The sequence below is a fragment of the Polymorphobacter fuscus genome, assembly GCF_011927825.1.
In the GTDB taxonomy this organism is placed as follows: domain Bacteria; phylum Pseudomonadota; class Alphaproteobacteria; order Sphingomonadales; family Sphingomonadaceae; genus Sandarakinorhabdus; species Sandarakinorhabdus fusca.
The window spans coordinates 2751457-2775635 of record NZ_JAATJI010000001.1 but is presented as its reverse complement, the minus strand read 5'-3'; the positions used below and the strand labels follow the sequence as shown (position 1 = coordinate 2775635).

The window sequence follows — 24179 nt, the reverse complement described above, 5'->3', positions numbered from 1 at the left end:
AGATATCCTTTCTGTCATGTGACAAGATATCATTTCCCTGGCAAGCCGGGATCGGCGCTGACGGCTGAAAAAATTGCGATTTGCCGAGCGGCCGCAAGCCGCGCTGCGATGACGGCTTTGCAGCGCGGCTCCGGTCGTCACAGGCTGTCGGGGTCAGAACCGGTAGTTCAGCCGGGCGACCCCCTGTTGCGTGGTATAGTGGCTGCCGAATTCGGGCGTGTAGCTGATGGACAGCGCGAAGTCGGGGCCGCTGGTGAGTTCGGCCCCGATGCCGAAGCGGCCGATTGTTCCCGGCGCGCGGGCCTTGACCGCGAACGGATCGCTGGCGCCGCTCTCGCCCACGAACCTCGCGCGGGTCTCCCAGCCGGTACCGCCGGCGAACTCGACAGCGGCGGTGACGAACGGGTCGAGGCGCGCGTCCTCGCCGATGACGATCCTTGTGCCGAGCGATGCGCCGATGGTGCCGCTCGCGGCGAAATTGCCCCGCGCGGCGAACTGGAGCGCGAAGGGTGAGAGGCTGTCCTCGGCAAAGCCATTGGCGCGAACATTGGCGCCGCGCACGGCAGCAAAGGGTTTCAGATAGCTGTTTGCGCCCAAAGGCATGCGGTAGTTGGCAGCCAGCGCCATCCCGAGGTTCCACAGGCGCGGCCGTGCATCGGCCGGCTGGCTGTCGCGGCCGACGGTGATCGACCGGCGGCTGGCGTACCAGCCGAAACCGCCATCGACCGAACCGACGAGCTGCAGCGCGCCCGAACGATAGTGAAGTCCGATCGCGCCCAGCATGGTGTCGCCGTCGATCCGCGCGCTGCCGTCGCTGTCGCGCAGCAGGCTGTGCTCATAGGCCAGCGCGCCGCCGAGATCGAGCCCTTCGGCGATGGGGATCTGGCCGCCCATCTCGAAAACCTGGAACTGCGCGTCATAGCCGATCGCGTCGGCGGCTTCGTCCTGCCTCGTCTGCCCGGCCTGGATGCGCGCCCAGCTGCAGGGGGCATCGCAAGCGCCGATGACGTCGGAAACGAACCGCCGGCTCGACTGGTAGCGCTGGACCGCCATCGCCCCCAGCGCCTTGCCCGAAAGGCTGTCGAGGGTTTTCGCATAGTCCTGCCGGCTCGCCAGCTTCGATAGCGCCGTGAAGCCGGTGTCGAACGCTTCGCCGCTTTCGAAAAGAGACTGAAGGTGCCCTGCAACCGATTGCTGCCGCCCGACGAGCCCGCTGGCCTGGGCCGCCAATTGCGCCTGTGGGGTCGCGTAGAGCGTCGTGCCGTCGCTTTCGAACCGGTAGGTGAACAGCTGGTTGGCGGACGCCGTTGCCGCCAGCTGCGGCGCAAGCGTCACCCCACCGGCGGCGCTGACCAGCGCCAGCCGCGCGTTGCGCATGGTCGGCGAAGCAACCGCGATCTCGGCGGTGATCGTCGCATGGCCGGTGACCGCCAGTTTGTCGCCGACACCGCGCACGAGGTCGGCGTCGAACACGATCGTGCCGGTGCTCGAAAGATCGCCCGTCACCGTTGTGGCGCCGATGGTCCGGGTCCCGCCGACATGGAGCGTGCCGGCGTTGGCAAGGCGGCCGCCGGTGCCGAGAGCCAGAGTGGCGCCAGGATCGAGCACGCCGCCCGCCCGATTGGTCAGGACGCTGCCGTTGCCGGCGGTGGCGATCGCGCCGGTGATGGTGCCACTGTTGTCGATCTGCACCGCCGCATCCGACCATAGCGCGATGGGGTTGACGGTGCCGGCGCCCGTGATCGTGCCGGCGTTGGTGACGGTGTTGCCGCTGCCCTGCAGGATATGGATCGCACCGGCCATCATCGTCTGGCCGGCACTGGCGACCGCGCCGCCGGTCACCGCGCTTTGCGCGTCGATCGAGACCGCGGCGCCGCCGCTGCCATTGGTCTGGATGACGATGCCCGGCGATTGGACTCCGCTGGCATCGATGACGCTGTTCACCAGCGTGACCGACACGCCATTGCCCCCACCGGAACCGCCCGCGCCGCCGCTGAACAATGTGCCGGCCTGGGCGATCAGGCCGCCGCCGCCGCCCAGCGATTGCGCATAGATTGCCGGGGCGCGCGCACCGGTCGTCGTCAGGCGCGTTCCGGCAAGGCCGATCGCGACCTGCCCGCCGCTGCCGGTGCCGGCGCTGACCGCGGCGGTGCCGCCGGCGAGCGGCTGCACGGCCGACACGTCGGCAAGGCTGCCGCCCAATCCGCCACCACCGCCGATCGACTGGGCCAGGATGCCATAGGCGCCGTCGCCGGCCGTGGAAATCACGGCACCGGCCGTGGTAGCGACCGTCACCGTGTTGCCGTTGCCGTTGCCGGTCCCGCCGCTGGATTTGCCGCCGAGAACCTGCCCCCCGATCGCCGCGCCGCCGCCGCCGCCGATCGACTGCGCAAGGATGGCGTGGGCGGTGCGGCCGCCGGTGGCAACCGATCCCGCCACATCGACCTCGGCGGTGCCGCCGTCGCCGGTCGTGTTCGTGCTGCCGCTGAACGACAGGGTCAGGCCATGGACGTCGCCGAGGCGGCCCTGCGGGTTGTTGATGATATCGGCGGGATCAAAGGTTTCGTCGGTCGTCATCGTGCGGGCCAGGCCGCCGCCGCCGCCGATCGATTGCGCCAGGATGCCGATGCTGTGCTTGCCGCCGGTGTCGATCGCACCGGCGTTGGTGACCTTCACCCCGCCGCCGACGCCATAGGACCCGCCCGAGCCACCGATCCCGACCGACAGGCTGACGAGCGAGCCGGCGACCGTGCCGGCGAGGCCCGCCGAACCGCCGCCGCCGCCCACCGACTGTGCCACGACACCGAAGCCGAGCACGCCCTGGGTCTGGACCAGCGCGCCGCTGGCGTTGACGACGCCGACGCTGCCGCCGTTGCCGCCGGCGCCGCCGCCGCCGCCGATGCCGATCGCCGCCTGCGCGCGGCCATCGTCGACCGAGGTGTCGGTGGAACTTGCCGCCCCGCCCTTGCCGCCGCCGCCGCCGATCGATTGGGCGAACACGCCGTCCGATTGGGCGCCGAAGGTGCTGATCTGCCCGGTGTTGCCGACGGTCAGATCGCCGCCCTGGCCCGCAGCGCCGCCGCTGCCGCCGATGGACAGGCCGATGTCGATCGACGTCGCGCCGCCGATGCTGCCGGGGTCGCCCGCCATCTGCTGGGCAAGCGCATAAAGTTCATCGGCCGCGCTGTAGACCTCGGTCGCGAGCTTGCCGATCTTGAGAATGCCGTTGATCGGCGTGGTGACGCTGGCACCGAGATTGAGGCCGGCGGACAGCGTCCCGAACAGCTTGGTGGCGTTGGTGACCGGGCTGACACCACCGGAGGTGGCGCCGCCCTTGCCGGCCTTGCCGCCGCCACCGCCGACCGATTGGGCCAGCAGGCCCACCGCATCGGTGCCGCGCGTGACGATCGCACCGCCGTTCGATGCGGTAACGCTGCCACCGTCGCCGCCGGCACCGCCCGACCCGCCGACCCCGACACTGAGCGTGAGCGTACCGCCGTTGGCGGCCGCCGTGCCGCCGCCGGCCGCGCCGCCGCCGCCGCCGACCGACTGGGCGAAGACGCCATCGGCGCCGTCGCCATTGGTGGCGATGCCGCCGCCGCTGACCGCATCGACGATGCCGCCATGGCCGCCGCTGCCGCCGCGGCCACCGACCGCAAGCGACGCCGCAAAGCTTGCCGGCGCCTTGCTGGCAGTGGCGCTGGAATCGCCGCTGCCGCCGGCACCGCCGCCGCCGCCGACACTCTGCGCGAACACGCCATAGGCATCGGCGCCATAGGTGAGGAGCAATCCGCCGTTGTTGGCGCTGGCGGTGCCGCCGGTGGCGCCGGTGCCGCCCGAGCCGCCGACCGCGACCGAGAATGACACCGTCAGGCCCGGGCTGTCGCCGCCCGAATAGGAGGCGGCGGTCGAATCGCCGCCGATGCCGCCGCCGCCGCCGACCGATTGCGCGACAAGCGCATAGGCGCCTTCGCCCGCCGTGGTGACGATACCGCTGTTGCCGGCGGTCGCCGCGGCGCCGGTGTTGCCGCTGCCGCCCGAACCGCCGAGCGCCAGCGAAACCGAGATCGCCGGGAAGGATTCGCTCGGCGCGATGGCGACGGCACGGGCGGTTGCCGAACCGCCGCTGCCGCCGCCGCCGCCGATCGACTGGGCGACGATGGCATAGGCGTCCGACCCATAGGTGGTGACCTGCCCCGAACTGCTGACCGTGGCGCTGTCGGCCGGGCCGCCGCTGCCGCCGCGGCCACCGATCGCGATCGACGCGGTCGGCACCACGCCGACGCCGAAGGAAACGGCCGAGCCGCCCTTGCCACCGCCGCCGCCGACCGATTGCGCCTGCAGCCCCGCCGCGTGGTCGCCATAGCTGGTGATAAGGCCGGCATTGTCGATCGCCACCGGCCCGGCCTGGCCGCCGCCGCCGGCATCGCCGCCGATGGTCATCGTGATGAAGCCGCTGCCATTGGCGGTCGCGGTGCCGCCGGCGCCGCCCGAACCGCCGATCGATTGCGCCAGCACCCCATTGTCGCCGAGCGGGTCGAGCGAGCCGATGATCGCGTTCGCGCCGACCTGGACGGTGACGCCCTGCCCGTCGCCGCCAAGGCCGCCATTGCCGCCGACCGACAGGTCCGCACCGATCGCGATGCCGTTCGAATCGCCGCCGATGCCGCCGCCGCCGCCGATCGATTGCGCGATCAGCCCGCCTGCCGAGGCGCCGCTGGCGACCAGCGATCCATCGACGATATCGGCGTTGATGGTGCCGCCGTCGCCGCCTGCTGCGCCCGCGCCGCCGCCAACGAGGAAGCTGCCGACGCCGCCGTTGCCGCCGCCGCCGCCGATGCTCTGCACCACCGCCGTGTTGGTGTATTTGCCGAAGCCGGACACGGCGGCGGACTGGTCCACGCTGCCCAGCGTCAGCGACGCCGACCCCCCCGATCCGGCAAGACCGCCGCCGCCCGAGCCGCCTTCCAGCGCGCTGGCATTGCCGCCGGCGCCGCCGAGGCCCCCTGACGAGGCGACATAGATCGCGTGCCCCGGCCCCGTGCCCTGGCCGGTATAGGCGATCGTGCCGACTACCGCAGCACTGGCCGCACCGCCCGCGCCGCCGGCGCCGCCGTTGCCCGCGGTGACGCTGACCAGCGCACCGCCGGATCCGCCCGCACCGCCGGCACCCCCTTCCGACACCGCCCGCAGGGCAGCATTATACGGGTCGTAGCTGGTTTCGCCGATCGTGATCGTGCCGCCCGACATGATGATCGACGCGGCGCCGGCAGCGCCGCCGATACCGCCGTCGCCGCCATTGTTCTGGTCGCCGCTGCGAGCGGATCCGCCGTTGCCGCCAGTCCCGCCATAGGAGCCGGCGATGCCGCCCTGGCCGCCGGCCTGGATCGATCCGCCTTGCCAGCTGAACATGGCCGGGCCGCCCTGGCCGCCGTTGCCGCCATTGCCACCGTAATTCGTCACCAGCGCGTCGGAGGTACTGACCGACGCCCCCGTGCCGCCATTGCCGCCGGCGCTTTCCACCAGGATGCCCTGGCCGGTAGCCTGGACCTGGCCGGTGCCGGTGAATTGCGCCAGTGCGCCCGCGCCGCCGCCGCCGCCGTCGCCGCCGTTCTTGTCGCCGCCGCAACAGGTGCCGACACCGCCCCCCAGACCGCCGGCGCCGCCGAAGCTGCCGATCTGGAGCCCCGTCAGGACGAGGCTACCGGCGCCGTCCGGGCCGATGGTGCCCGACAAATTGACCGTGATCGCCCCGCTGGCGCCGCCGGCGCCGCCATTGCCGCCTTGCAGGTCACGCAGCACGGGGCTGCCCGCACTGCCGCCATTGCCGCCGCCGCCGCCGGTTGCGATGACGACGGCTCCTGCCCCGAAGATGGAATTCGGGCCGGAGACGGTCACGTTCGCAGCGCTGTTGTCGATCGCGCCGGCGGGCTGGCCGGGTGACCCCGGATCGCCGTTGGTGTCGTCGCCGCGAGACGCCCCGGCGCATCCCGGTTCGCCGACATTCTGAATATAATAGGCGTTGTTAAGGTCAAACGTCTGGTTGCTGTAATCGACGGTCTGCGCGCTCGTCGGCTGCGGCGCGCCGGCGCTGCTGCACTGGGCATGGGCAGCGCTCGATATCGCGAGCGCCAGAGATGCGAGAACGATGTCGCGAACGCCTGAAGCAAATGACCGTCTGTGCACCGTCGCCCCCATGTTCCCCGCCAAGGGCGCGAAGCCCCCCGATCCGCCGCCACCCGCGCCACCTCCCGACAACGGAATCGTTTCGGTGGTGAACGGCAGCGATCCGGGCGGCAAGAGGCCGGCGGTCCGGAGGCCGCGCTTTGAGACGCCTGGTCGAAAATCTTCTGTTAAGGCATCGTGGCCCGGCCTATGTTCGGGCAAAATCGGGGGGATCACCGGATGACGGAGCATAGCCCGGCGACTCGGCTGCCGAACCTGGCCGCCCGGATCGGCGCCGACTATGCCGACAGCTTCGCCGCCTGCCGCGAACTTCTGGCGACGATGTTCGACCTGGAGACACCGCTGCCGGATCAGCACGCCGGCTACACGATGGACTTCGCCCTGTATGACTATGGCCCGATCAAGCTGGGGCAGTCGGTCGCGACGACAGCACCCTCCATCCTGGTTCGCGATCCCCAGGTGATCGCCCGGATCGGGGTCGATCACTTCCATATCCAATATTATCGCAGCAACGGCTTTGCGATGACCGTCGACGGCGTCGAGCGGTGGGTGGCTGCGGGGGATGTCTGCATGCTCGACCTGTCACGCCCGGTGACGCTGCGAACGGAAGGCATCGACAATCTTTCCGCCATTGTCGACCGCAACCTGCTCGCGCCGCTGCTTGCCGATGCCGGCGAGGTGCACGGGACGATCCTGCGCCGGGACAGCGAGGCAGGCATTGCCGTGCGCGAGCATCTGGACGACCTGTGGCGGCAGGCACCCGCGCTGACCGTTGCACAGGGGCTCGACCTGAGCCGTTCGACAGCGGCGCTGCTCGCCGCCGTCATCCGGGCGAACGCCGAATATCGCGCCGCGACCCGGGCCGAGTTGCGCAAGAGCCAGTTTCGGGCGATCTGCCGGCGCATCGACCGGCATATCGCCGAACCCCGCCTTGGTCCTGCGATGCTGGTCCGCGACTTTCACGTGACGCGGCCGACCCTCTATCGCATGTTCGAGCCGCATGGCGGTATCGGACGCTACATTCTCTGCCGGCGCCTGACCGGCGTGTTCCTCGACCTGTCCGACCCGGCGCTTTCGGACCGGAAGATCGACGCGGTCCTGCACGATTGGGGATTTGCCAACCACACCGCCGCCGGGCGCGCCTTTCGGAAGGCCTATGGCATGACGCCGTCGCAATGCCGGTCCCGGGCCCGGGACGTCCGCAGGCAGGGGCGCATTGCCGCCGCGAACGCCTTTGACATACCATCCGAAATCCCCGCGAATGTCGCCATCTTCCGGCGCTGATCCGCGCGCGCGTCGACATCGGGGTCACATCGACGGCCGCATGGGGAACGGACGGCGCGGCCGGGCGTTGACCCGCGTCTTGATTGCAATTGATCGGTTCAGGGTGGGATGATGTCGAAGCGGCTGTTTCCGCGCCAGGGCCGTGATGCGGGTGCCGAGATCGGCGTCGCGCTGGGGCTGGGCACCGCCTCGGTCATCGCCTTGCTGTTCTTGTGGCTGGGGCGCGAGGTCCGCACCGGGGAGACGACGCGGTTCGACACCGCCATCATGCTGGCGCTGCGCCATGCCGATGACCTTGCCAGCCCGATCGGGCCGCGCTGGCTGGAAAGGACGATGGTCGACCTCACCGCGCTCGGCGGCGTGACGCTGCTGACGCTGGTCACCCTGATCGTGATGGGGTTCCTGCTGACGCAGCGCAAATATGCCGAGGCGGCCTTCGTCGGAATCGCCATCGGCGGCGGCGCGCTGCTGGGCTCGTTGTTGAAGGCGAGCTATGCCCGGACCCGGCCGTCGCTGGTGGCGCATCTGGTCGAGGTGAATTCCGCCAGCTTCCCCAGCGCGCACGCGATGAATTCCGCCATTACCTATCTCACGCTTGGCGTTCTCGTCGCGCGCGCCGCCTCCACCCACCGCGAAAAGGCCTATGCGATGTGGGTGGCGCTGTTGCTGACGCTGGTCGTCGGCGTCTCGCGCGTCTACCTCGGCGTCCACTGGCCAACGGACGTGATTGCCGGATGGGCGGTCGGGTCGGCCTGGGCGGTTACCTGCTGGATCATCGCCGAACGCGTGCGGGCACCTTCCGTCGCGCGCTGAATCGCAGCGGCCCCGTCAGATATAACGGCTCAGCCGGATCAGCGTCGGATCACCCGCCACCGGCGCCACGATGAACCCCATTTCCTTTTCCAGCCCGATGGCCGCGCGATTCTCCCGCGCCTCGATCGATTCGATGACCTTGATGCCCCGTGCTTCGGCGTATTGGGCGATATGATCGAGCAAGGTCCAGCTGATGCCCTGGCCGCGGTGATCGGACCGGATCGAGATGGCGACTTCGGCGCGCGCCCGATCGGCATCGGTCGCGATCAGTCCCGAAGCAATAATGGTGCCATCGTCGAGCACGGCGAGGAAGTTTTCGGTCTGGTCGTGATCGATGTCGGTCATCGCCACCAGCCGGGCATGGCCGACCTCGCGGCAGGCGGTGAGGAAGCGGAAGCGCAATTCCTCGGGTGTCACATGCGCGAAAAAGTCGGCGAGTGCGGCTTCGTCATCGGCGGCGACGGGCCGTACGCGGAATTCGAAACCGCTGCGGGTCGTCAGCCGCCGCTGCCAGGACGCACCAAGTTGGATCGGCTTGCTGGCCGACACCAGGTTGCGATGCTCTGCGAGTTGTTCAGCCATTGTGTTTTCCTTCCGGGCAAGCGCGAATGTCAGGCGGCGAGCCGAAGACCGGCAACCCCCTGCGGCAGCGGCGCCACGACCGCACCCGGGACCAGCGACCGCAGCGCGGTGATGTTCGCCTGGCGCTGGGCGAGCAGCCGGTCGACATGGCCGGGGTCGGCTTGCGGCCGGGCGAGTTCCGCCGTGATGGCGTCGATGGCGGCGCGATGAAAGGCGATGCGCCGTGTTTGCACGCTTTCCATCCATTTCGGCAGGAACAGCCACGCCGGGACGGCGACCGCCGCCGCCAAGGCCAGGCTGAAGAACAGCATCAGCCCATCGATGATCAGGGAACCGGTCATGGTGGTCGCTCCTTTGATGCCGGCTGACCCGATCCGTCGACGGCGGCGACCCGGTGGGTGCCGCGCCCGGGCTGCAGCCAATGGGAACCTTATGCACCCGCGCCGGCAGCGTGCTTTGCGCCAGATCAAAATCGCCCAAATTCGATATCGTTCGTCGCCCTTGCCGGCCGCCGCCGTTTCAGCGCCAATGGCGCCATGTCGTCGAGGAGAGTGCCGTGAACCGCATCCGATCCGCCTGGGCCAAAGGCGACGCCGCTATCATCGGCTGGATCAACATTCCCGCCATCCTGTCGGCCGAGGCACTGGCGCGTTGTGGCTATGACGGGCTGCTGGTCGACCTGCAGCATGGTGCGGCCGACATGGCGTCGGCGCCGGCGCTGCTGCTGGCGATCGAGCATGGCGGCGCCGAGCCGATGGCGCGGGTTGCCGCCAACAACGCCGCCGATATCATGCGGCTGCTCGATTTCGGCGCCACCGGCATCATCGCCCCGATGATCGATACCGCCGCCGATGCCCAGGCCTTTGCCGACGCGCTGCACTATCCGCCGCGCGGCCAGCGGTCCTTTGGCCCGCGCCGGCCGCAGATGCGGTTCGGCCCGGACTATCTGGCGGCGGCGTCGGACAGCATCGTGTCGCTGGCGATGGTGGAAACGCGCGCCGGCCTCGACAATCTCGACGCGATCCTGGCGGTGAAGGGGTATGACGGCATTTTCATCGGGCCGTCGGACCTCGCGCTGGCGCTCGGCCTGTCACCGCGCGCCGACAATGACGACCCGGCGCTGCTGGCGGCGATCGACCATGTCATCGCGCGCTGCAAGGCCGCCGGGCGCCGGGTCGGCATCTATTGCACGGCGCCGGCGCACGCGGTGCGGATGATCGCGGCCGGGTGCGACATCGTCTCGATCGCGCCCGACCTGCTGATGCTGACCACCGCCGCGACGGCCGCCGTGCAAGCGACGCGCGCCGGCTGACGTCGATCGATCTAGGCGCGGAATTCGGCGCGCGCCAGCCGCGGGCTGAGCAGGTGGATGGCACCCAAAGCGAGGAAATAGGCCGATCCGGCGACGGCGAACAGCGGCGTGTAGCTGCCGAAGCCATCGAGGATGAAGCCGGCATATTTGGCCATCATCATGCCACCGATGGCGCCGACAGTGCCGCCGATGCCGATGACCGAGCCGACAGCGTTGCGCGGGAACAGGTCGGACGGCAGCGTGTAGAGGTTGGCCGAAAACGCCTGGTGCGCCGCGGTGGCGATGCCGATGATGAAGACGTTGAGCCACAGGCTGTCGATATCCTGCGAGAAGATCACCGGCAGTACGGCGATGGCGCAGACCAGCATCGTCATCTTGCGGGCGAAGTTGACCGACTTGCCGGCCTTGATCATCCGCGACGACGACCAGCCGCCGACGATGCTGCCAGCATCCGACATCAGGTAGATGACGACCAGCGGCGGGCCGAAGCTGACGAGATCGAGATTGTAGCGCGTGCCGAGAAAGCCCGGCAGCCAGAACAGGAAGAACCACCAGATCGGGTCGATGAAGAACTTGCCGAGCGCATAGGCCCAGGTTTCGCGCACCGTCAGCAGGCGCTTCCAGGCGACCGGAACGATCGGATCGGCCGGGTCCTGGCGGATCCAGGCGAGTTCGGCGGCGCTGACCTGCTTCTTTTCGGTCGGGCGGCGATAGATGGCCAGCCAGGCGATCAGCCAGACGATGCTGAAGCCGCCGGTGATGACGAAGGTCGATCGCCAGCCATAGGCGATGGTCAGCGCGGGCACGAGCAGCGGCGTGATGATGGCACCGACATTGGCGCCGGCGTTGAAGATGCCGATGGCAGTGGCGCGTTCCTTGGCCGGGAACCATTCGGTCACCGCCTTGATGCCGGCCGGGAAGTTGCCGGCCTCGCCGATGCCGAGGCCAAAGCGCGCCATGGCGAACTGGGTCACGGTATAGACGCCGCCATGCGCCATATGGGCGATGGTCCAGATGGTGAAGGCCACGGCATAGCCCAGCCGTTCGCCGATGATGTCGACGACCCGGCCGAAACCGATATAGCCGATGGCATAGGCCATCTGGAAAAAGAAGATGACGTTGGCGAAATCGGTTTCCGACCAGTTGAGGTCGGCGGCGAGCGTCGGCTTCAGCACGCCGATCATCTGGCGATCGATGTAGTTGATGGCTGTCGCTGCAAACAGCAGCGCGACGATGACCCAGCGATAGCCACCGACCTTGGTGGTCCCCGGTGGCGCGCCGCCGGTGTCCGCGGCTGTTTCTCCAGCGATCATCTTCACCTCCCCATGGCCGCCGAACGCATCAACCGGCGTCCGGTGCAGCCCGTTCGATATGGCAGTCAAGCCGGAACCGGTCGCCGAAGCGCGCCGTCGCGGACTGGCCGCTGGCGATGACATGGACGCCGCTGACCGCCCCGCTCGACACCCATGTCCCCACAGGCACGGCGATGCCGCGCTGGGCGAGCAATTCCAGCAGGAACTTCACCGAACCCACGGTGCCATCGGGAAAATTGCCGGCCATGCCGCTGCCGATTTCGACACCATCGATAGCGACCGAAACCGGCCAGCTGTCGAAGCCGGCGCTGGCCCAATCGGCGATCTCGGGGCCGACGATCAGGCCCTGGTTGTTGCCGAAATCCGACACGGTGACCGCCGGGCCGAGATCGTTGATGGCACCCAGCGGCGAGCTGGCGATCTCGATCCCGACATGGACACCGGCGACGGCGGCCGCCGCCTCCGCGAGCGAATAATGAGTCTTTGCCGGATCGACGATGCCAAGACGAAACACGAACTCGGCCTCGACAGCGCCGAAACCGCCTGCGAAAACGGTCATGGCGCGCGACGCCCCGTCATCGGCCATGACGACGCGATCGGCAAAGATCGGCCCGGCAAGCCGCTGGCTGCGATAGTGCGCATCGAGCGGCGGCAAGATGCGGCCGACCTTCCATCCGGCAATGGCGCCACCACGCAGCGCGATGGCTTGGTCCTGGATCGCATAGCCGTCGGCCAGCGTCTCCGGGATGGTGCCCGGATAATCGCCGATCGGCGTGGCGCTGCGGCGCGCGGCAACAAAGACCCCGGCAATGCGGGCGGGGTCCGCGTTCGAATCGCGACCCGCATCATTGTCCGCACCGGCAATCGGCGTAATTTCTGTCACCCTCACCCTTCCCCAAGGCCATGGTTGCTGTTGGAAACCGGTGTCATAAGCAGTCGAGCGATGCAAGCGGCGCGTCGCATTTTGCCGGTCAAAGCGTTACGCCGCGCTTCCAGATGGCGATTTCGCGCTCCTCGTTGCGCTCTGCCGCCGTCGTCGCGCCCGAGGCCACGGCCAGGATTCGATCGAGAAATGCGTCGGTCGCCCCGGCCAGCCCATCGGCGAGGACCGAGCCGGCGTCGAAATCGATCCAGCCCGGCTTGGCCGCTGCCAGCGCACTGTTCGAAGCGACCTTGATCGTCGGCACCGGAAAGCCGAGCGGCGTGCCGCGGCCGGTGGTGAACAGGATGACGGTCGCGCCCGCTGCGGCGAGGGCCGTCGACGAAACGGCGTCATTGCCGGGGGCGTCGAGCAGGGTCAGCCCGGTGCGCCGCACCGAAGCGCCATAGCCGATGACATCCCCGACCTGCGCATGGCCGCCCTTCTGCACCGCGCCGAGCGATTTTTCCTCCAGCGTGGTGATGCCACCGGCAATATTGCCGGGGGACGGGTTTTCCGACACCGGCTCGCCGTGCGCGAGGAAGTAGCGTTTGAAATCATTGACCATGGTGACGATGCCATCGAAGGTCGCCTCGTCCCGGGCGCGGGCCATCAGCAGCGTCTCGGCACCAAAGACTTCGGGAATTTCGGTCAGCACGGCGCTGCCGCCGGCGCCGGTGACGCGGTCGGCGATCTTGCCGACCAGGGGATTGGCCGTCAGCCCGCTGAACGCATCGGAGCCGCCGCATTTCAGCCCGACGACCAGCCGGTCGAGCCCGACGACTTCGCGTTGCGCGCGCCCGGCCTCGGCGATCAGGTCATCGACCAGCGCCAGCCCGGCTTCGATCTCGTCGCCTGCGCCCTGCGCCCGCAAGGTCCGGATCCGCCCGCGCTGCGCCTCGGGCACCAGGGCGAGAAGTTCGTCGATCTGGTTCGATTCGCAGCCGAGGCCGAGGATGAGGACGCCGCCCGCATTGGGATGGCTGGCAAGCGCCGCCAGGATCGCACGCGTTCCGCCGAGGTCGTCGCCGAGCTGCGAACAGCCATGCGGATGACCAAAGGCATGGACGCCCTCCACGCTGCCGTGGAGACGCCCGGCGGCGCGTGCCGCAATCTTCTGGGCGGTGCGCGCCACGCACCCGACGGTCGGCAGCACCCAGATCTCGTTGCGGGTGCCGACGCGGCCGTCGGCGCGGACGAAGCCGCTGAACTGCGCGGGTGCGGCGGCTTCCCGAACCGGGGCGGGGACCGGCTGGTAACGATAGCTGTCCTCGCCGCTGAGCGACGTCGCCACATTATGGCTGTGGACATGGTCGCCGACCGCGATGTCCATTGTGGCATGGCCGATGGAAAAGCCGTATTTGACCACCGGGTCACCGGCATGATGCGCCGCGATGGCCAGCTTGTGCCCCTTCGGCACGGCGTTCCGGACGGCAATCTCCGACCCGCCGACAGGGACGATCTCGCCAGCGCCGATGTCGCGCAGGGCGACCGCAACCGTATCGTGCCGATCGACCTGCAGCACGGCCGGGAGGACAGGAGCGATTGAAACATCCATGCTGGTTCGATAGGGGTTACCGGTGTCATTGTCCATGAAATGCGCGGCACCGAGACGGCGCGGGGACGATGAAGCGGGGGGGACGCAATGGACGCTGACGACAGCATGAGCGGCAATGCCAAGCCCACGATCAACGACATCGCGCGGCTGTCGGGCGTTTCGAAAAAGACCGTCAGCCGCGTCATCAACCGTTCGCCGCTGCTCAACGAGGAAACGCGCAAGCGCGTCGACGACGTCATCCGCCAGACCGGCTATATTCCCAACCCGCAGGCCCGGGCGCTGGCATTGCGGCGCAATTTCCTGATCGGCCTGGTGCACGACAACCCCAATGCGCAGATGGTGCTGGGGGTGCAGCAGGGCATTTTGAGCGTGCTGAAGGGCACCGAATATGAACTGATCGTCCGGCCCGTCGATCGCGGGTCGACGACGCTGGTCGCCGATGTGCGGTCGTTCCTCGAACGCCAGCGGCTGCACGGCGTGGTGCTGCTACCGCCGATTTCCGAAAATGACGGTCTCGCCAGCCTGTGCCTCGAACTCGGCTGCCGCTATGTCCGCATGGGCTCGGCCGAGCTTGACGACGCCGCGCACATGGTCGCGTCGAACGACCGCGAAGTGGTGCGCGAAGTTGTGACGTTCCTGATGACGACCGGCCACCGCCGCATCGGCATCATCACCGGCCCGCCGGGGTTCCGATCGGCATCGGAACGGCATCACGGCTTTAACGAAGCGCTCGTCGCCGGCGGCATCACGCCGGAGCCGGCCTGGGCGGTCGAAGGCAATTACCGGTTTGAATCGGGGCTGGTGGCGACGCGCAACCTGCTGGCGCAGGACCCGCGGCCCACCGCGATCTTTGCATCCAACGATGAAATGGCGGCCGGCGCGCTGCATGCGGCGCGGGAAATGGGGCTCGATGTCCCGGCCGACCTGTCGATCATCGGCTTCGACGATACCGCCATCGCCGCCCATATCTGGCCGCCGCTGACGACGGTGCGCTGGCCGATCGTGGAGATGGGCAAGGCGGCCGCGCGCAAGCTGCTCGCCGGGACCATCGACGCGCTGCCGGAAATGCCCGGGGATGCGCTGTTTCTCTCGGCGCTGATCCAGCGCGCGTCGGTGGCGCCACCGAGATGAGTTCGCCGGAATGCGTTGTCAGCCACGCTGACACCGGTTACCAGACGCAGCCATGATGCTGCTGCCCACAGCCTGAAGGGATTGTTCGATGTTCGAGAAAACCTACCACGCCACCCACCCCGACATGATGGAGATGGTCGCCAACGACGAACTGCGCGATCGCTATCTGATCACCGGGCTGTTCCGGGCCGGCGAGGTCGTCCTCAACTATTCGCACAACGAGCGTTTCGTCATCGGCGGTGCCACGCCGGGTGCCACGCCGCTGGCGCTGCCGACGCAGGTTGCGCCCGCTTCGGCCGCCGGCAAGCCCTTTCTGGAACGCCGCGAACTCGCCGCCGTCAACGTCGGCGGCCCCGGCCGCATCAGCGTCGATGGCGAGAGCTTCGACATGGCGCCGCGTGACTGCCTCTATATCCCGATGGGCGCCACCGACGTGGTCTTCGAAGGTGAAGGCGCGCGTTTCTATCTCGCTTCCACCCCGGCGCATGTCGCCAAGACGGTGAAGAAGATCGCCATTGCCGAGGCCAATCCGCTGGAACGCGGCGGGCTCGAAGGCTCCAACGAGCGCACCATCTACCAGATGGTCATCCCCGGCATCTGCGACAGCGCCCAGCTACTGCTCGGCCTGACCATCCTCAAGCCCGGCAGCGTCTGGAACACCATGCCGCCGCACCTCCACGATCGCCGCAGCGAGATTTATTTCTACTTCGATCTCGGCGAGGATGACCGGGTCTTCCATTATATGGGCGAACCCGATTCGATGCGCCACATCGTCATGGCCAATGAGGAAGCGGTGATTTCCCCGCCCTGGTCGATCCACATGGGTTCGGGCACCCGCGCCTATGCCTTCATCTGGGCGATGGGCGGCGAGAACCTCGACTATACCGACATGAACGTCCTCGACATCTGCCAGCTGCAATGACCGGCATGTTCGATCTTTCGGGCCGCGTCGCGGTCGTCACCGGCGCCAACACCGGCATCGGCCAGGCGATCGCGCTGGCGCTGGCCGGCGCCGGTGCCGACATCGCCGCCGTCGGCCGCACGCCGGCGACGGAAACGGCTGCCAAGGTGACGGCGCTGGGTCGCCGCGCCATCCTGGTCGCCGCCGACCTGTCGACGATCGAACCCGTCGACCGGATCGTCGCCGAGACGCTGGAAAGCCTTGGCGGGCTCGACATCCTCGTCAACAACGCCGGCATCATCCGGCGTGCCGACAGCGTGGATTTCACCGAGGCCGATTGGGACGCGGTGATCGACACCAACCTGAAATCGGTGTTCTTCCTCGCCCAGGCGGCGGGGCGGCACATGATTACCAATGGTCGCGGCAAGATCATCAATATCGCATCGATGCTGACGTTCCAGGGCGGCATTCGCGTGCCCAGCTACACAGCGTCGAAGTCCGGCGTCGGTGGCCTCACGAAACTCCTCGCCAACGAATGGTCGGCCAGGGGGATCAACGTCAACGCCATCGCGCCGGGCTATATCGCCACCAACAACACCGATGCCCTGCGCGCCGATCCGGACCGCAACGCGTCGATCCTCGGCCGTATTCCCGCCGGCCGGTGGGGCGATGCGGCCGATTTGGGCGGTGCCGCGGTATTCCTTGCCTCGTCCGCGTCCGATTACGTCGATGGCCATATCCTCGCCGTCGATGGCGGCTGGCTGGCACGCTGATGGGCGCGGTCGTCTGCTTCGGCGAGCTGCTGATCCGCCTCACCGCGCCCGGCCGCACCCTGCTGATGCAGACGCCGGCGCTGGATCTCCACGTCGGCGGTGCGGAGGCCAATGTCGCCATCGGCCTCGCCTGCCTGGGACATGACACGGCGATGGTCAGCGCCGTGCCCGACAATGCGCTCGGCCGCGGCGCTATGAGCGCAGTGCGTACGCACGGCGTCGATACCCGCGCCGTCACCACCCGCGATGGCCGCATGGGGCTGTATTTCCTCAGCCCCGGCGCCGGCCTGCGCGCTTCCGAAATCGTTTACGACCGGGCGCACAGCGCCTTCGCCACCACGCCCGCCGACGCCTTCGACTGGCCGGCGCTGCTCGCCGGCGCGGCGCGGCTGCATCTGTCGGGGATCACACCGGCCCTCGGCCCGGTGCCGGCGCAGGGCGCCATCGCCGCGGCCGAAGCGGCGACGGCGCTCGGCGTGCCGGTGTCCTTCGACGGCAATTACCGCGCCCGGCTGTGGGAGGCGTGGGACAGCGACCCGCGTGCCATTCTGACCCAGTTGATCGGCCATGCCGACATCCTGTTCGGCAACCACCAGGATGTCGCCCTGCTGCTCGGACGTGATTTTCCCGGTGGCGGGTCGGACCGCCGCCGTGCCGCCGCCGACGCCGCCTTTGCTGCCTTTCCGCGGCTGCAGCTGATCGCCTCGACGGCACGCCACACCGAAGATGCCGACCGCCACCGCATCGCGGCACGGATCGACACCCGCGATGCGTCGGCGCAAACCGATGAGGTACTGGTGTCGGGCATCGTCGATCGCATCGGCGCCGGCGATGCCTTTGCCGCCGGTGTCCTCCATGGCTTGTCCGAAGGCGACATCGACCATGCGGCGCGGATCGGCCTGGCGCTCGCCTGCCTCAAACATTCGCTGCCGGGGGATGCCAGCCTGTTCGGCCGCGCCGATATCGCGGCCTTCCTCGCCGGCGGGCTGGATGTCCGCCGCTAGCGCGGTTTCACGGCGTGCGCTGCTTGCTGCCGTTCCCTTGCTTGCCGCCACGCCGGCACGCGCCGCCGACCCGGTCGCGCGCACGGCCGCCGGCAATTTCACCGGAACGCGCGAAGCAGGGACCCTTGTTTTCCGCGGCATCCGCTATGGCCGGGCGGCACGCTTTCTCCCCCCCACCCCCGAAGCAAACCCCGGCAGGACGATCCCCGCCACTGGCTTCGGCCCCGTCGCGCCGCAGTCCGGCAACCGCTACGTCCCGCAATCCGAAGACTGTTTGTTCCTCAACATCTGGACCCCCGGCGTCGATGCCGGGCGGCGGCCGGTCATGGTCTATATTCATGGCGGCGCCTATGCGAACGGCAGCAGCACCGATGCGATGAACGATGGCGCGGCGCTGGCCGCGCAGGGTGATGTCGTCGTCGTCACGGTCAACCATCGCCTCAACGCGCTCGGCTATCTCTACCTTGCCCGCATCGATCCGCGGTTTCCCGACAGTGGCAATGCCGGGCAGCTCGACCTGGCGCTGGCGCTGCACTGGGTGCGCGACCATATCGTAGCCTTCGGCGGTGACCCGGGCAATGTGACGGTGTTCGGCCAGTCGGGGGCGGCGCCAAGATCGCCACGCTGATGGGCATGCCGGCTGCCCGCGGCCTGTTCCACCGCGCCATCACCATGAGCGGGCAGCAGGTGACCGCCGCCGGGCCGCTGAATGCCACCGCCCGCGCCCGCGCCTTCCTCGCCCGGCTCGGCCGCGACCCTCTCACTGCGCCCGTCGAAGCGCTCATCGGGGCGCTCGGCGCCCCCGACCCCATCCTCGCCGGCACCGTCAACTTCGCCCCGGTCCTCGACATGCGAAGCCTCGTGCGCCACCCGTTCTGGCCCGACGCCAACCCGCAGTCGAACGCCATCCCGATGCTGCTCGGCAACACCCGCGACGAGGCACGTGCCTTCCTGCCCGCCGGTTCGCCGAAGCTCGCCGGCCTGGGCTGGGACAATCTGGCCGCCGTCATGGCGCCCGAACTGCGTGTCGATATCCTGCCCGAATGGGTCATCGCCCAATATCGCGGCCGTTATCCGGGCTGGTCCCCGCGCGACATCCTGTGGGACGCCGTGACCGCCGCGCGCAGCTGGCGCGGGCAGGTCGAGGAGGCGCAAGCGCGGGCCGCCGCCGACGCGCCGACCTGGGTCTATCAGCTCGACTTCGCCGACCCCGCCCGCGCCGATGCCGGCGCGCTGCACACGATGGACATTCCGCTGGTCTTCGGCACCACGGCCGCCGCCGACGCGCCATCGGGCGACAGCGCCGCTGCGCGCCGGGTCAGTGCGGCGATGATGGCCGTGTTCATCCGCTTCGCGCGCACCGGCACCTGCGACTGGGCGCAATATCGGGTGGATCGCCGCACCACGATGATCTTCGACGCCGTATCCCGGCCCGAAGACGACCCGCGCCGCTGGCAACGCGAATTGTTCGCGCGCGTCCCCTATATCCAGCCCGGCAGCTGACCGGCTAGCGGACCACCGGATAGGCGATGATCAGCACCAGCGGCTCGTCGCCGGTCTGGACGATACCGACATTGGCGCCGGTGTAGAGATAGGCCGCCATGCCCGGCGCCAGCGGGCGTTCGACACCATCCGATGTCACCCGCCCCGTGCCGGAGACGGCATAATAGACTTCGTCATGCCCCAGCACGTGCAGGCCGATCGAGGCGCCCTTGTCGAGCCCGCGCTTGCGGAATTCCATGCTGCGGCCGGGCGCCTTGTCGCTGATCCGCCAGGCGCTGCTCATCCCCTGCCCGCCATGCGGCGGCGCCTCGCGCACCAGCGTGTCGCGTTCATCGACGACCACCATCGGCGCCCCGGCGAGCAGCGCTGCGAGCACCAGTGCGATCATTTCGGCGCACCATTGCGCATCGCGGCATCGCGTTCCGAAAGATGCTCTTGCGGCGCCGGTGCCTTCTGGCCCGGATACAGGCCCGACTTGGGCTCCATCGTCGCCATGTCCCAATCCGCCTCGACGAAGCGTGCCGCCGTCGGCTTCTGCACCGGATAGCCGCCGACGGTCTTTTCATCGTCGATGATGCCGCCGCGCCCTTCGGCGATGAAGAACAGCACGCGGATATCGTCGGCATCGCGGTCCCACGGCCGCGCCCCGGCATTGGCGAGGACATGGGTTTCGACGTCGCGCACCGGCATGGCGGTCACGCCGGCGGGCAGCGGATCGGGGGTGGCGGCGGTAACGATCTTCGCCCGGGTTTCGCCATAGCGGCCGACCATCGGCAGGGCGACGCCGAACTTGTCCACCGCCAGATTGTCCTTGCCGAAATAGCGCAGGTCGCCATCGCCGCCCAGCATCAGGAACGGCAGGCCCGGCGCCGTCGAAGGGCCGCCACGCATGACATTGCCGATCGCGGTCAGCCGGCCTTCGACATAAGGCTGGCCGGTCCATTCCAGCGCCATCAGATTATAGTGGACGGCACGTTCGCCGGGATCATAGATCAGGTTGTTGACCATCACGGCCTGCACACCACCCTTGAGCAGCGGCGAGCGTTCGACATTGTGCGCCCAGATGTTGCGCCAGAAGACGATGCCGGTGGCATTGTCGTGGATCAGGCTGCCCTTGGAATGTTCGCCCTTGGGGTGGCTGGCGTTGGCCAGGCCTTCGGCGGCAAGATTGTAGGAAAAGACGATGTTGCGGCTGGTGTTCTTGCGCCAGTCCGCCACCGTGTCACCGCCGGCAAAGCGCGGCCCCGACGCCGACATGTTTTCGTCGAGCGCCCAGGTGAAGCTGTTGTGATCGATGATGACATCGTGCGCCGCGACGGTGGAAAAGGCATCGGCCTCCCAGCCCGACAGCGCCGCCTGGCCGTCGCGGCCGGTGCGGACGCGGATGTGGCGAATGATGACATCATGCGCCTTCAGGTCGATGCCGCCGCGGATGATGGTGATGCCGGGCGACGGTGCGGTCTGGCCGGCGATGGTCAGGTCGGGCTCGGTGATGGATAACACGCTGCGGCCGAGGTCGATCAACCCGCCGACTTCGAAGACGACGATGCGCGGGCCCTTGGCCTCCACGGCGGCGCGCAGCGACCCCGGACCGGTGGCATTCAGATTGGTGACGCGGATGATCCGGCCACCGCGGCCGCCGGCGGTGGTGGTGCCGCCGGCTGCGGGCGTGCCATCCACCGGCGCAGCGACGAGCGGCTGGGCAAGTATCGCGAGCGATAGTGTCCCAATTGCAACCCCCAGAAAGGATCGACATCCACGCATTCTGATCTCCCCAGCGAATTGTTGACAAGGCCATTGCATGTGGACAATGTCGTTTATGACACCGGTTACTTAGACAAGAAACCAGTCGCAGACCACAGCAAATGTGGCGGGAAGGGGAGGAATTGGGCATCCGCGCAGCGGGGCCATTTTCCGCAACGGAACGTCACGGACAAAAAGAACGCGCTCGTTCGGCGCCGTTTACCGAATTGGTAACCGGTGTCACGCGGGTCGGCCGAACATGGGGAGACTGTCATGACACCACGCAACCGCTTCGCACGTCGCACGATCCAGCTTCTCGGCTGCACGTCGCTGTCTGTCCTCGCCGTATCGGCTGCCCGGGCGCAGGACGCGGCGCCGGCCCCCAACCCGGCCACCGCCGTGGCCGCGCCCGCTGCCGGCAATCCGGAGGAGGAGATCCTCGTCACCGGATACCGCGCCTCGCTCGCCGGCGCGCTCAACGACAAGCGGCTGTCGATCGGCATCGTCGATGTTATCCGGGCCGAAGACATCGCCGACTTCCCCGACAACAATCTGGCCGAATCGATCCAGCGCATCCCCGGCGTCACCATCACGCGTGACCAGGGCGAAGGCCGCAACATCACCGTGCGCGGCCTGGGGCCGACGTTCACCCGCGTCCGCATCAACGGCATCGAGGGCCTGTCGACCACCGGCGGTGCCGATGCCAGCGGCGGCGCCAACCGCAGCCGCAGCTTCGACTTCAACGTCTTTGCGTCGGAACTGTTCAATTCGATCACCGTCCGCAAATCGGCATCGGCCGATGTCGAGGAAGGCTCGCTCGGCGCCACCGTCGATCTCGTCACCGCGCGGCCGTTCGACTATAAGGACGACATGACCGTTGCCGGGTCGGCGCAGGTCGGCATCAACGATTTCTCCAACGCCATCAACCCCAAGCTGGCGGCGCTGATTTCCAAGAAGTTCGCTGACGGCAAGATCGGCGTTCTCGTCTCGGCCGCCTATTCGGAACGCGGGATTGCCGAAGAAGGTCCTTCGACCGTGCGCTGGGAACGCGGCACCGACAATGCCCCCGCCGGCGGCCGCCCGACCGGCGCCTTCGCCCCCGGATCGACGCTGCCCAACGGCGCGCAGCAGGGCTATGGCTTCTTTGCCCCGCGCATCCCGCGCTACGACAGCTATCGCTATGACACCAAACGCCTCGGCCTGACCGGGTCGCTGCAGTTCGCGCCGACCGACGCGACGCTGCTCAGCTTCGATGCGCTCTATGCCACCTTCAAGTCGAACCGGTCGGAGCAGTATCTGGAGGCGATCTCCTTCAGCCGCGGCGCCGGCGGCAAGCAGGACACCGTCATCCTGCCGGGTGCCGTTGTCGATTCGAACAACAGCCTCGTCAGCGGCCGGTTCAACAACGTCGATGTGCGGGTCGAATCGCGCTATGACGAGCTCGAAACCAAGTTCCAGCAATACACCGGCTCGCTGCACCAGGAGTTCGGCGATCGCGTCCGCCTCGACCTGCTCGGCGGCTATTCGAAGTCGGCCTTCTCCAACCCCATCCAGACCACCGTCGCGCTCGATGCCAACAACGTCCAGGGCTACAGCTACGACTTCAGCAGTCGGGCGCCGACGTTCAACTATGGCAATCTCGACGTCACCGACCCGACCAGGTTCACCCTCGCCGAAGTCCGCCTGCGCCCGCAATATGTCGATAACGACTTCAAGGTCGGCCGGGCCCAGCTCGAATTCGATGCGACCGACACGCTTAAGCTGCGCGTCGGCGGCGACTGGAAGAAGTACGGCTACAGCTCGCAGGAGTTCCGCCGCACCAGCGAAACCGATGTCGCGGGCCTCATCGCCCCCGGGCAGCTGCCGGGCCTGACGTCGATCTATTCGTTCAGCCCGAACACGGCGCTGGGCGGATCGCCGGCCGGCTTCGTTGTTCCCAATATCGATGCCATGGCGTCGACGCTCGGCTTCTATTCCAACACCGGCAAGTTCGCGCTGACCGGCATCACCAACGCCAGCGCCCGCGGCAGCTTCACCACCGTCGGCGAACGCAGCCTCGGCGGTTTCGGCCAGATCGTCTATTCGGGCGAGATCGGCAGCATGCGCGTGCGCGGTGACGCGGGCGTCCGCTATGTCGACACCCGCCAGACGTCGACCGGTTACCAGAACACGCCCACCGCCCCCGGCTTCCAGTTGATCGAGGTCACCCGCAACTATGGCAATTGGCTGCCCTCGGCCAACCTCAGCGTCGATGTCACCGACGAGATCATCCTGCGCGCCGCCGTCGCCCGCGTCATGGCGCGGCCGAACATCGGCACGGTCAACCCCGGCGGGTCGTTCTCGATCAGCGGCGGCAACCGCACCCTGTCGCTGGGCAACCCCTTTGTCGATCCGACCAAGGCATGGGACTACAACCTTGGCGCCGAATGGTATTTCGCCAAGGGCGCGGCGCTGACCGTCGGGCTGTTCTACAAGGACATCAACAGCTTCGTCGCCACGACCACCCAGCAGATCCCGTTCAACCAGCTCGGCCTGCCCGACACGCTGCTGGCCGGGACCAATGTCGCGCCGACCGACCTGTTCACCGTCACCCAGCCGGCCAACAGCAAGGGCGGCACGTTGAAGGGCCTGGAAGTCGGCCTGCAGACGCCGTTCAGCTTCCTGCCCGCCGGCTGGTCGAACTTCGGCGTCCAGGTCAACTACACCTATGTCGATTCCAAGATCGAATATCCGCTCGCCACGGCTGCGGGTGCCCCGGTCATCATCCAGCCGCTGGTCAACCTGTCGAAGCACAGCGCCAACGGCACGCTTTACTATGAAGACGATGTCTTCTCGATCCGCGGTTCGGTGGCCTATCGCAGCGGTTACCTGACCAACGTTCCGGGCCGCAACGGCGTCGCGCCGGGCGCCGGGCCGGTGTTCAACGCCAATTCGGGCCAACCGACCTTCAACGATGTCGAAGGCGTCAAGGGCACGGTCAACGTCGACATGTCGGCTTCGGTCAAGTTCAACGAAGCCATCAGCCTGACCTTCGAGGCGATCAACCTGACCGACCAGTATATCGACCAATATATCGATAGCGCGGCCGACCGGTTGAGCGTCTATCACCACACCGGCCGCCAGTTCTATTTCGGCGTCCGCTTCAAATACTAGGCCT

16 protein-coding genes and 1 pseudogene are annotated in these 24179 nt (G+C 68.1%); 9 read left to right on the top strand and 8 right to left on the bottom strand.

Going from position 1 to position 24179, the window contains the following annotated elements:
* Positions 1–153 precede the first annotated feature (153 nt).
* Complete coding sequence (locus GGQ62_RS13175) at positions 154–6186, bottom strand: autotransporter outer membrane beta-barrel domain-containing protein (protein WP_167649633.1); 6033 nt, start codon at positions 6184–6186, stop codon at positions 154–156.
* A gap of 219 nt (positions 6187–6405) precedes the next feature.
* Between GGQ62_RS13175 and GGQ62_RS13170 the strand changes: the two genes are divergently transcribed.
* Both GGQ62_RS13170 and GGQ62_RS13165 read left to right on the top strand, forming a co-directional pair.
* Positions 6406–7470 (top strand): helix-turn-helix domain-containing protein, encoded by a 1065-nt coding sequence (locus tag GGQ62_RS13170; RefSeq protein ID WP_167649631.1) that lies wholly within the window; start codon positions 6406–6408, stop codon positions 7468–7470.
* A gap of 111 nt (positions 7471–7581) precedes the next feature.
* Positions 7582–8283, top strand: coding sequence for a phosphatase PAP2 family protein (locus GGQ62_RS13165; protein WP_152579199.1), 702 nt, complete (start codon positions 7582–7584; stop codon positions 8281–8283).
* A gap of 15 nt (positions 8284–8298) precedes the next feature.
* Here the strand turns inward: GGQ62_RS13165 and GGQ62_RS13160 are convergent, their stop codons facing one another.
* Positions 8299–8865, bottom strand: a complete 567-nt coding sequence (locus tag GGQ62_RS13160) for a GNAT family N-acetyltransferase (RefSeq protein WP_152579198.1) — start codon at positions 8863–8865, stop codon at positions 8299–8301.
* A 29-nt stretch (positions 8866–8894) separates the two neighbouring features.
* Complete coding sequence (locus tag GGQ62_RS13155) at positions 8895–9206, bottom strand: hypothetical protein (RefSeq protein WP_152579197.1); 312 nt, start codon at positions 9204–9206, stop codon at positions 8895–8897.
* Positions 9207–9421: 215 nt separating this feature from the next.
* Between GGQ62_RS13155 and GGQ62_RS13150 the strand changes: the two genes are divergently transcribed.
* Positions 9422–10177: an HpcH/HpaI aldolase family protein gene (locus GGQ62_RS13150; RefSeq protein ID WP_152579196.1), complete on the top strand. Its 756-nt coding sequence runs from the start codon at positions 9422–9424 to the stop codon at positions 10175–10177.
* An 11-nt stretch (positions 10178–10188) separates the two neighbouring features.
* Here the strand turns inward: GGQ62_RS13150 and GGQ62_RS13145 are convergent, their stop codons facing one another.
* The 3 genes from GGQ62_RS13145 to GGQ62_RS13135 all read right to left on the bottom strand — a co-directional run bounded on the left by GGQ62_RS13145 (position 10189) and on the right by GGQ62_RS13135 (position 13967).
* Positions 10189–11490: an MFS transporter gene (locus GGQ62_RS13145; RefSeq protein WP_152579195.1), complete on the bottom strand. Its 1302-nt coding sequence runs from the start codon at positions 11488–11490 to the stop codon at positions 10189–10191.
* A 28-nt stretch (positions 11491–11518) separates the two neighbouring features.
* Positions 11519–12373: a 2-keto-4-pentenoate hydratase gene (locus GGQ62_RS13140; protein ID WP_243446700.1), complete on the bottom strand. Its 855-nt coding sequence runs from the start codon at positions 12371–12373 to the stop codon at positions 11519–11521.
* An 88-nt stretch (positions 12374–12461) separates the two neighbouring features.
* Complete coding sequence (locus GGQ62_RS13135) at positions 12462–13967, bottom strand: UxaA family hydrolase (protein ID WP_152579194.1); 1506 nt, start codon at positions 13965–13967, stop codon at positions 12462–12464.
* Positions 13968–14072: 105 nt separating this feature from the next.
* Between GGQ62_RS13135 and GGQ62_RS13130 the strand changes: the two genes are divergently transcribed.
* From GGQ62_RS13130 to GGQ62_RS13110, 5 genes and pseudogenes are all read left to right on the top strand, one after another.
* Complete coding sequence (locus GGQ62_RS13130) at positions 14073–15098, top strand: LacI family DNA-binding transcriptional regulator (RefSeq protein ID WP_152579209.1); 1026 nt, start codon at positions 14073–14075, stop codon at positions 15096–15098.
* 88 nt (positions 15099–15186) lie between these two features.
* Complete coding sequence (gene kduI / locus GGQ62_RS13125; RefSeq protein ID WP_152579193.1) at positions 15187–16020, top strand: 5-dehydro-4-deoxy-D-glucuronate isomerase; 834 nt, start codon at positions 15187–15189, stop codon at positions 16018–16020.
* Entirely contained in the window at positions 16017–16772 is a 756-nt protein-coding gene (gene kduD, locus GGQ62_RS13120; protein WP_152579192.1) for a 2-dehydro-3-deoxy-D-gluconate 5-dehydrogenase KduD, read from the top strand. Before kduI ends, kduD begins: the two co-directional genes overlap by 4 nt.
* Positions 16772–17776 (top strand): sugar kinase, encoded by a 1005-nt coding sequence (locus tag GGQ62_RS13115; RefSeq protein ID WP_152579191.1) that lies wholly within the window; start codon positions 16772–16774, stop codon positions 17774–17776. The genes kduD and GGQ62_RS13115 overlap by 1 nt, the downstream gene beginning before the upstream one ends.
* Positions 17763–19279: pseudogene (locus GGQ62_RS13110) on the top strand (carboxylesterase/lipase family protein). The gene GGQ62_RS13115 and the pseudogene GGQ62_RS13110 overlap by 14 nt, the downstream one beginning before the upstream one ends.
* A 4-nt stretch (positions 19280–19283) precedes the next feature.
* On the opposite strand, the gene GGQ62_RS13105 reads toward GGQ62_RS13110, so the two are convergent.
* The gene (locus GGQ62_RS13105) at positions 19284–19667 is read right to left on the bottom strand and encodes a cupin domain-containing protein (RefSeq protein ID WP_152579190.1); all 384 of its coding nucleotides are present in this window, start codon (positions 19665–19667) and stop codon (positions 19284–19286) included.
* Positions 19664–21043, bottom strand: coding sequence for a pectate lyase family protein (locus GGQ62_RS13100; RefSeq protein ID WP_152579189.1), 1380 nt, complete (start codon positions 21041–21043; stop codon positions 19664–19666). The genes GGQ62_RS13105 and GGQ62_RS13100 overlap by 4 nt, the downstream gene beginning before the upstream one ends.
* A 252-nt stretch (positions 21044–21295) precedes the next feature.
* Between GGQ62_RS13100 and GGQ62_RS13095 the strand changes: the two genes are divergently transcribed.
* Complete coding sequence (locus GGQ62_RS13095; protein WP_152579188.1) at positions 21296–24175, top strand: TonB-dependent receptor; 2880 nt, start codon at positions 21296–21298, stop codon at positions 24173–24175.
* The last annotated feature ends 4 nt before the right edge of the window (positions 24176–24179 follow it).

Excerpts from the sequence above, each read along its gene's own strand:
- kduI (WP_152579193.1), top strand. The coding sequence starts at position 15,187 with ATGTTCGAGAAAACCTACCACGCCACCCACCCCGACATGATGGAGATG.
- GGQ62_RS13130 (WP_152579209.1), top strand. The coding sequence starts at position 14,073 with ATGAGCGGCAATGCCAAGCCCACGATCAACGACATCGCGCGGCTGTCG.
- GGQ62_RS13145 (WP_152579195.1), bottom strand. The coding sequence starts at position 11,490 with ATGATCGCTGGAGAAACAGCCGCGGACACCGGCGGCGCGCCACCGGGG.
- kduD (WP_152579192.1), top strand. The coding sequence starts at position 16,017 with ATGACCGGCATGTTCGATCTTTCGGGCCGCGTCGCGGTCGTCACCGGC.
- GGQ62_RS13100 (WP_152579189.1), bottom strand. The coding sequence starts at position 21,043 with ATGCGTGGATGTCGATCCTTTCTGGGGGTTGCAATTGGGACACTATCG.
- GGQ62_RS13155 (WP_152579197.1), bottom strand. The coding sequence starts at position 9,206 with ATGACCGGTTCCCTGATCATCGATGGGCTGATGCTGTTCTTCAGCCTG.
- GGQ62_RS13170 (WP_167649631.1), top strand. The coding sequence starts at position 6,406 with ATGACGGAGCATAGCCCGGCGACTCGGCTGCCGAACCTGGCCGCCCGG.
- GGQ62_RS13135 (WP_152579194.1), bottom strand. The coding sequence starts at position 13,967 with ATGGATGTTTCAATCGCTCCTGTCCTCCCGGCCGTGCTGCAGGTCGAT.
- GGQ62_RS13115 (WP_152579191.1), top strand. The coding sequence starts at position 16,772 with ATGGGCGCGGTCGTCTGCTTCGGCGAGCTGCTGATCCGCCTCACCGCG.
- GGQ62_RS13160 (WP_152579198.1), bottom strand. The coding sequence starts at position 8,865 with ATGGCTGAACAACTCGCAGAGCATCGCAACCTGGTGTCGGCCAGCAAG.
- GGQ62_RS13095 (WP_152579188.1), top strand. The coding sequence starts at position 21,296 with ATGACACCACGCAACCGCTTCGCACGTCGCACGATCCAGCTTCTCGGC.
- GGQ62_RS13165 (WP_152579199.1), top strand. The coding sequence starts at position 7,582 with ATGTCGAAGCGGCTGTTTCCGCGCCAGGGCCGTGATGCGGGTGCCGAG.
- GGQ62_RS13105 (WP_152579190.1), bottom strand. The coding sequence starts at position 19,667 with ATGATCGCACTGGTGCTCGCAGCGCTGCTCGCCGGGGCGCCGATGGTG.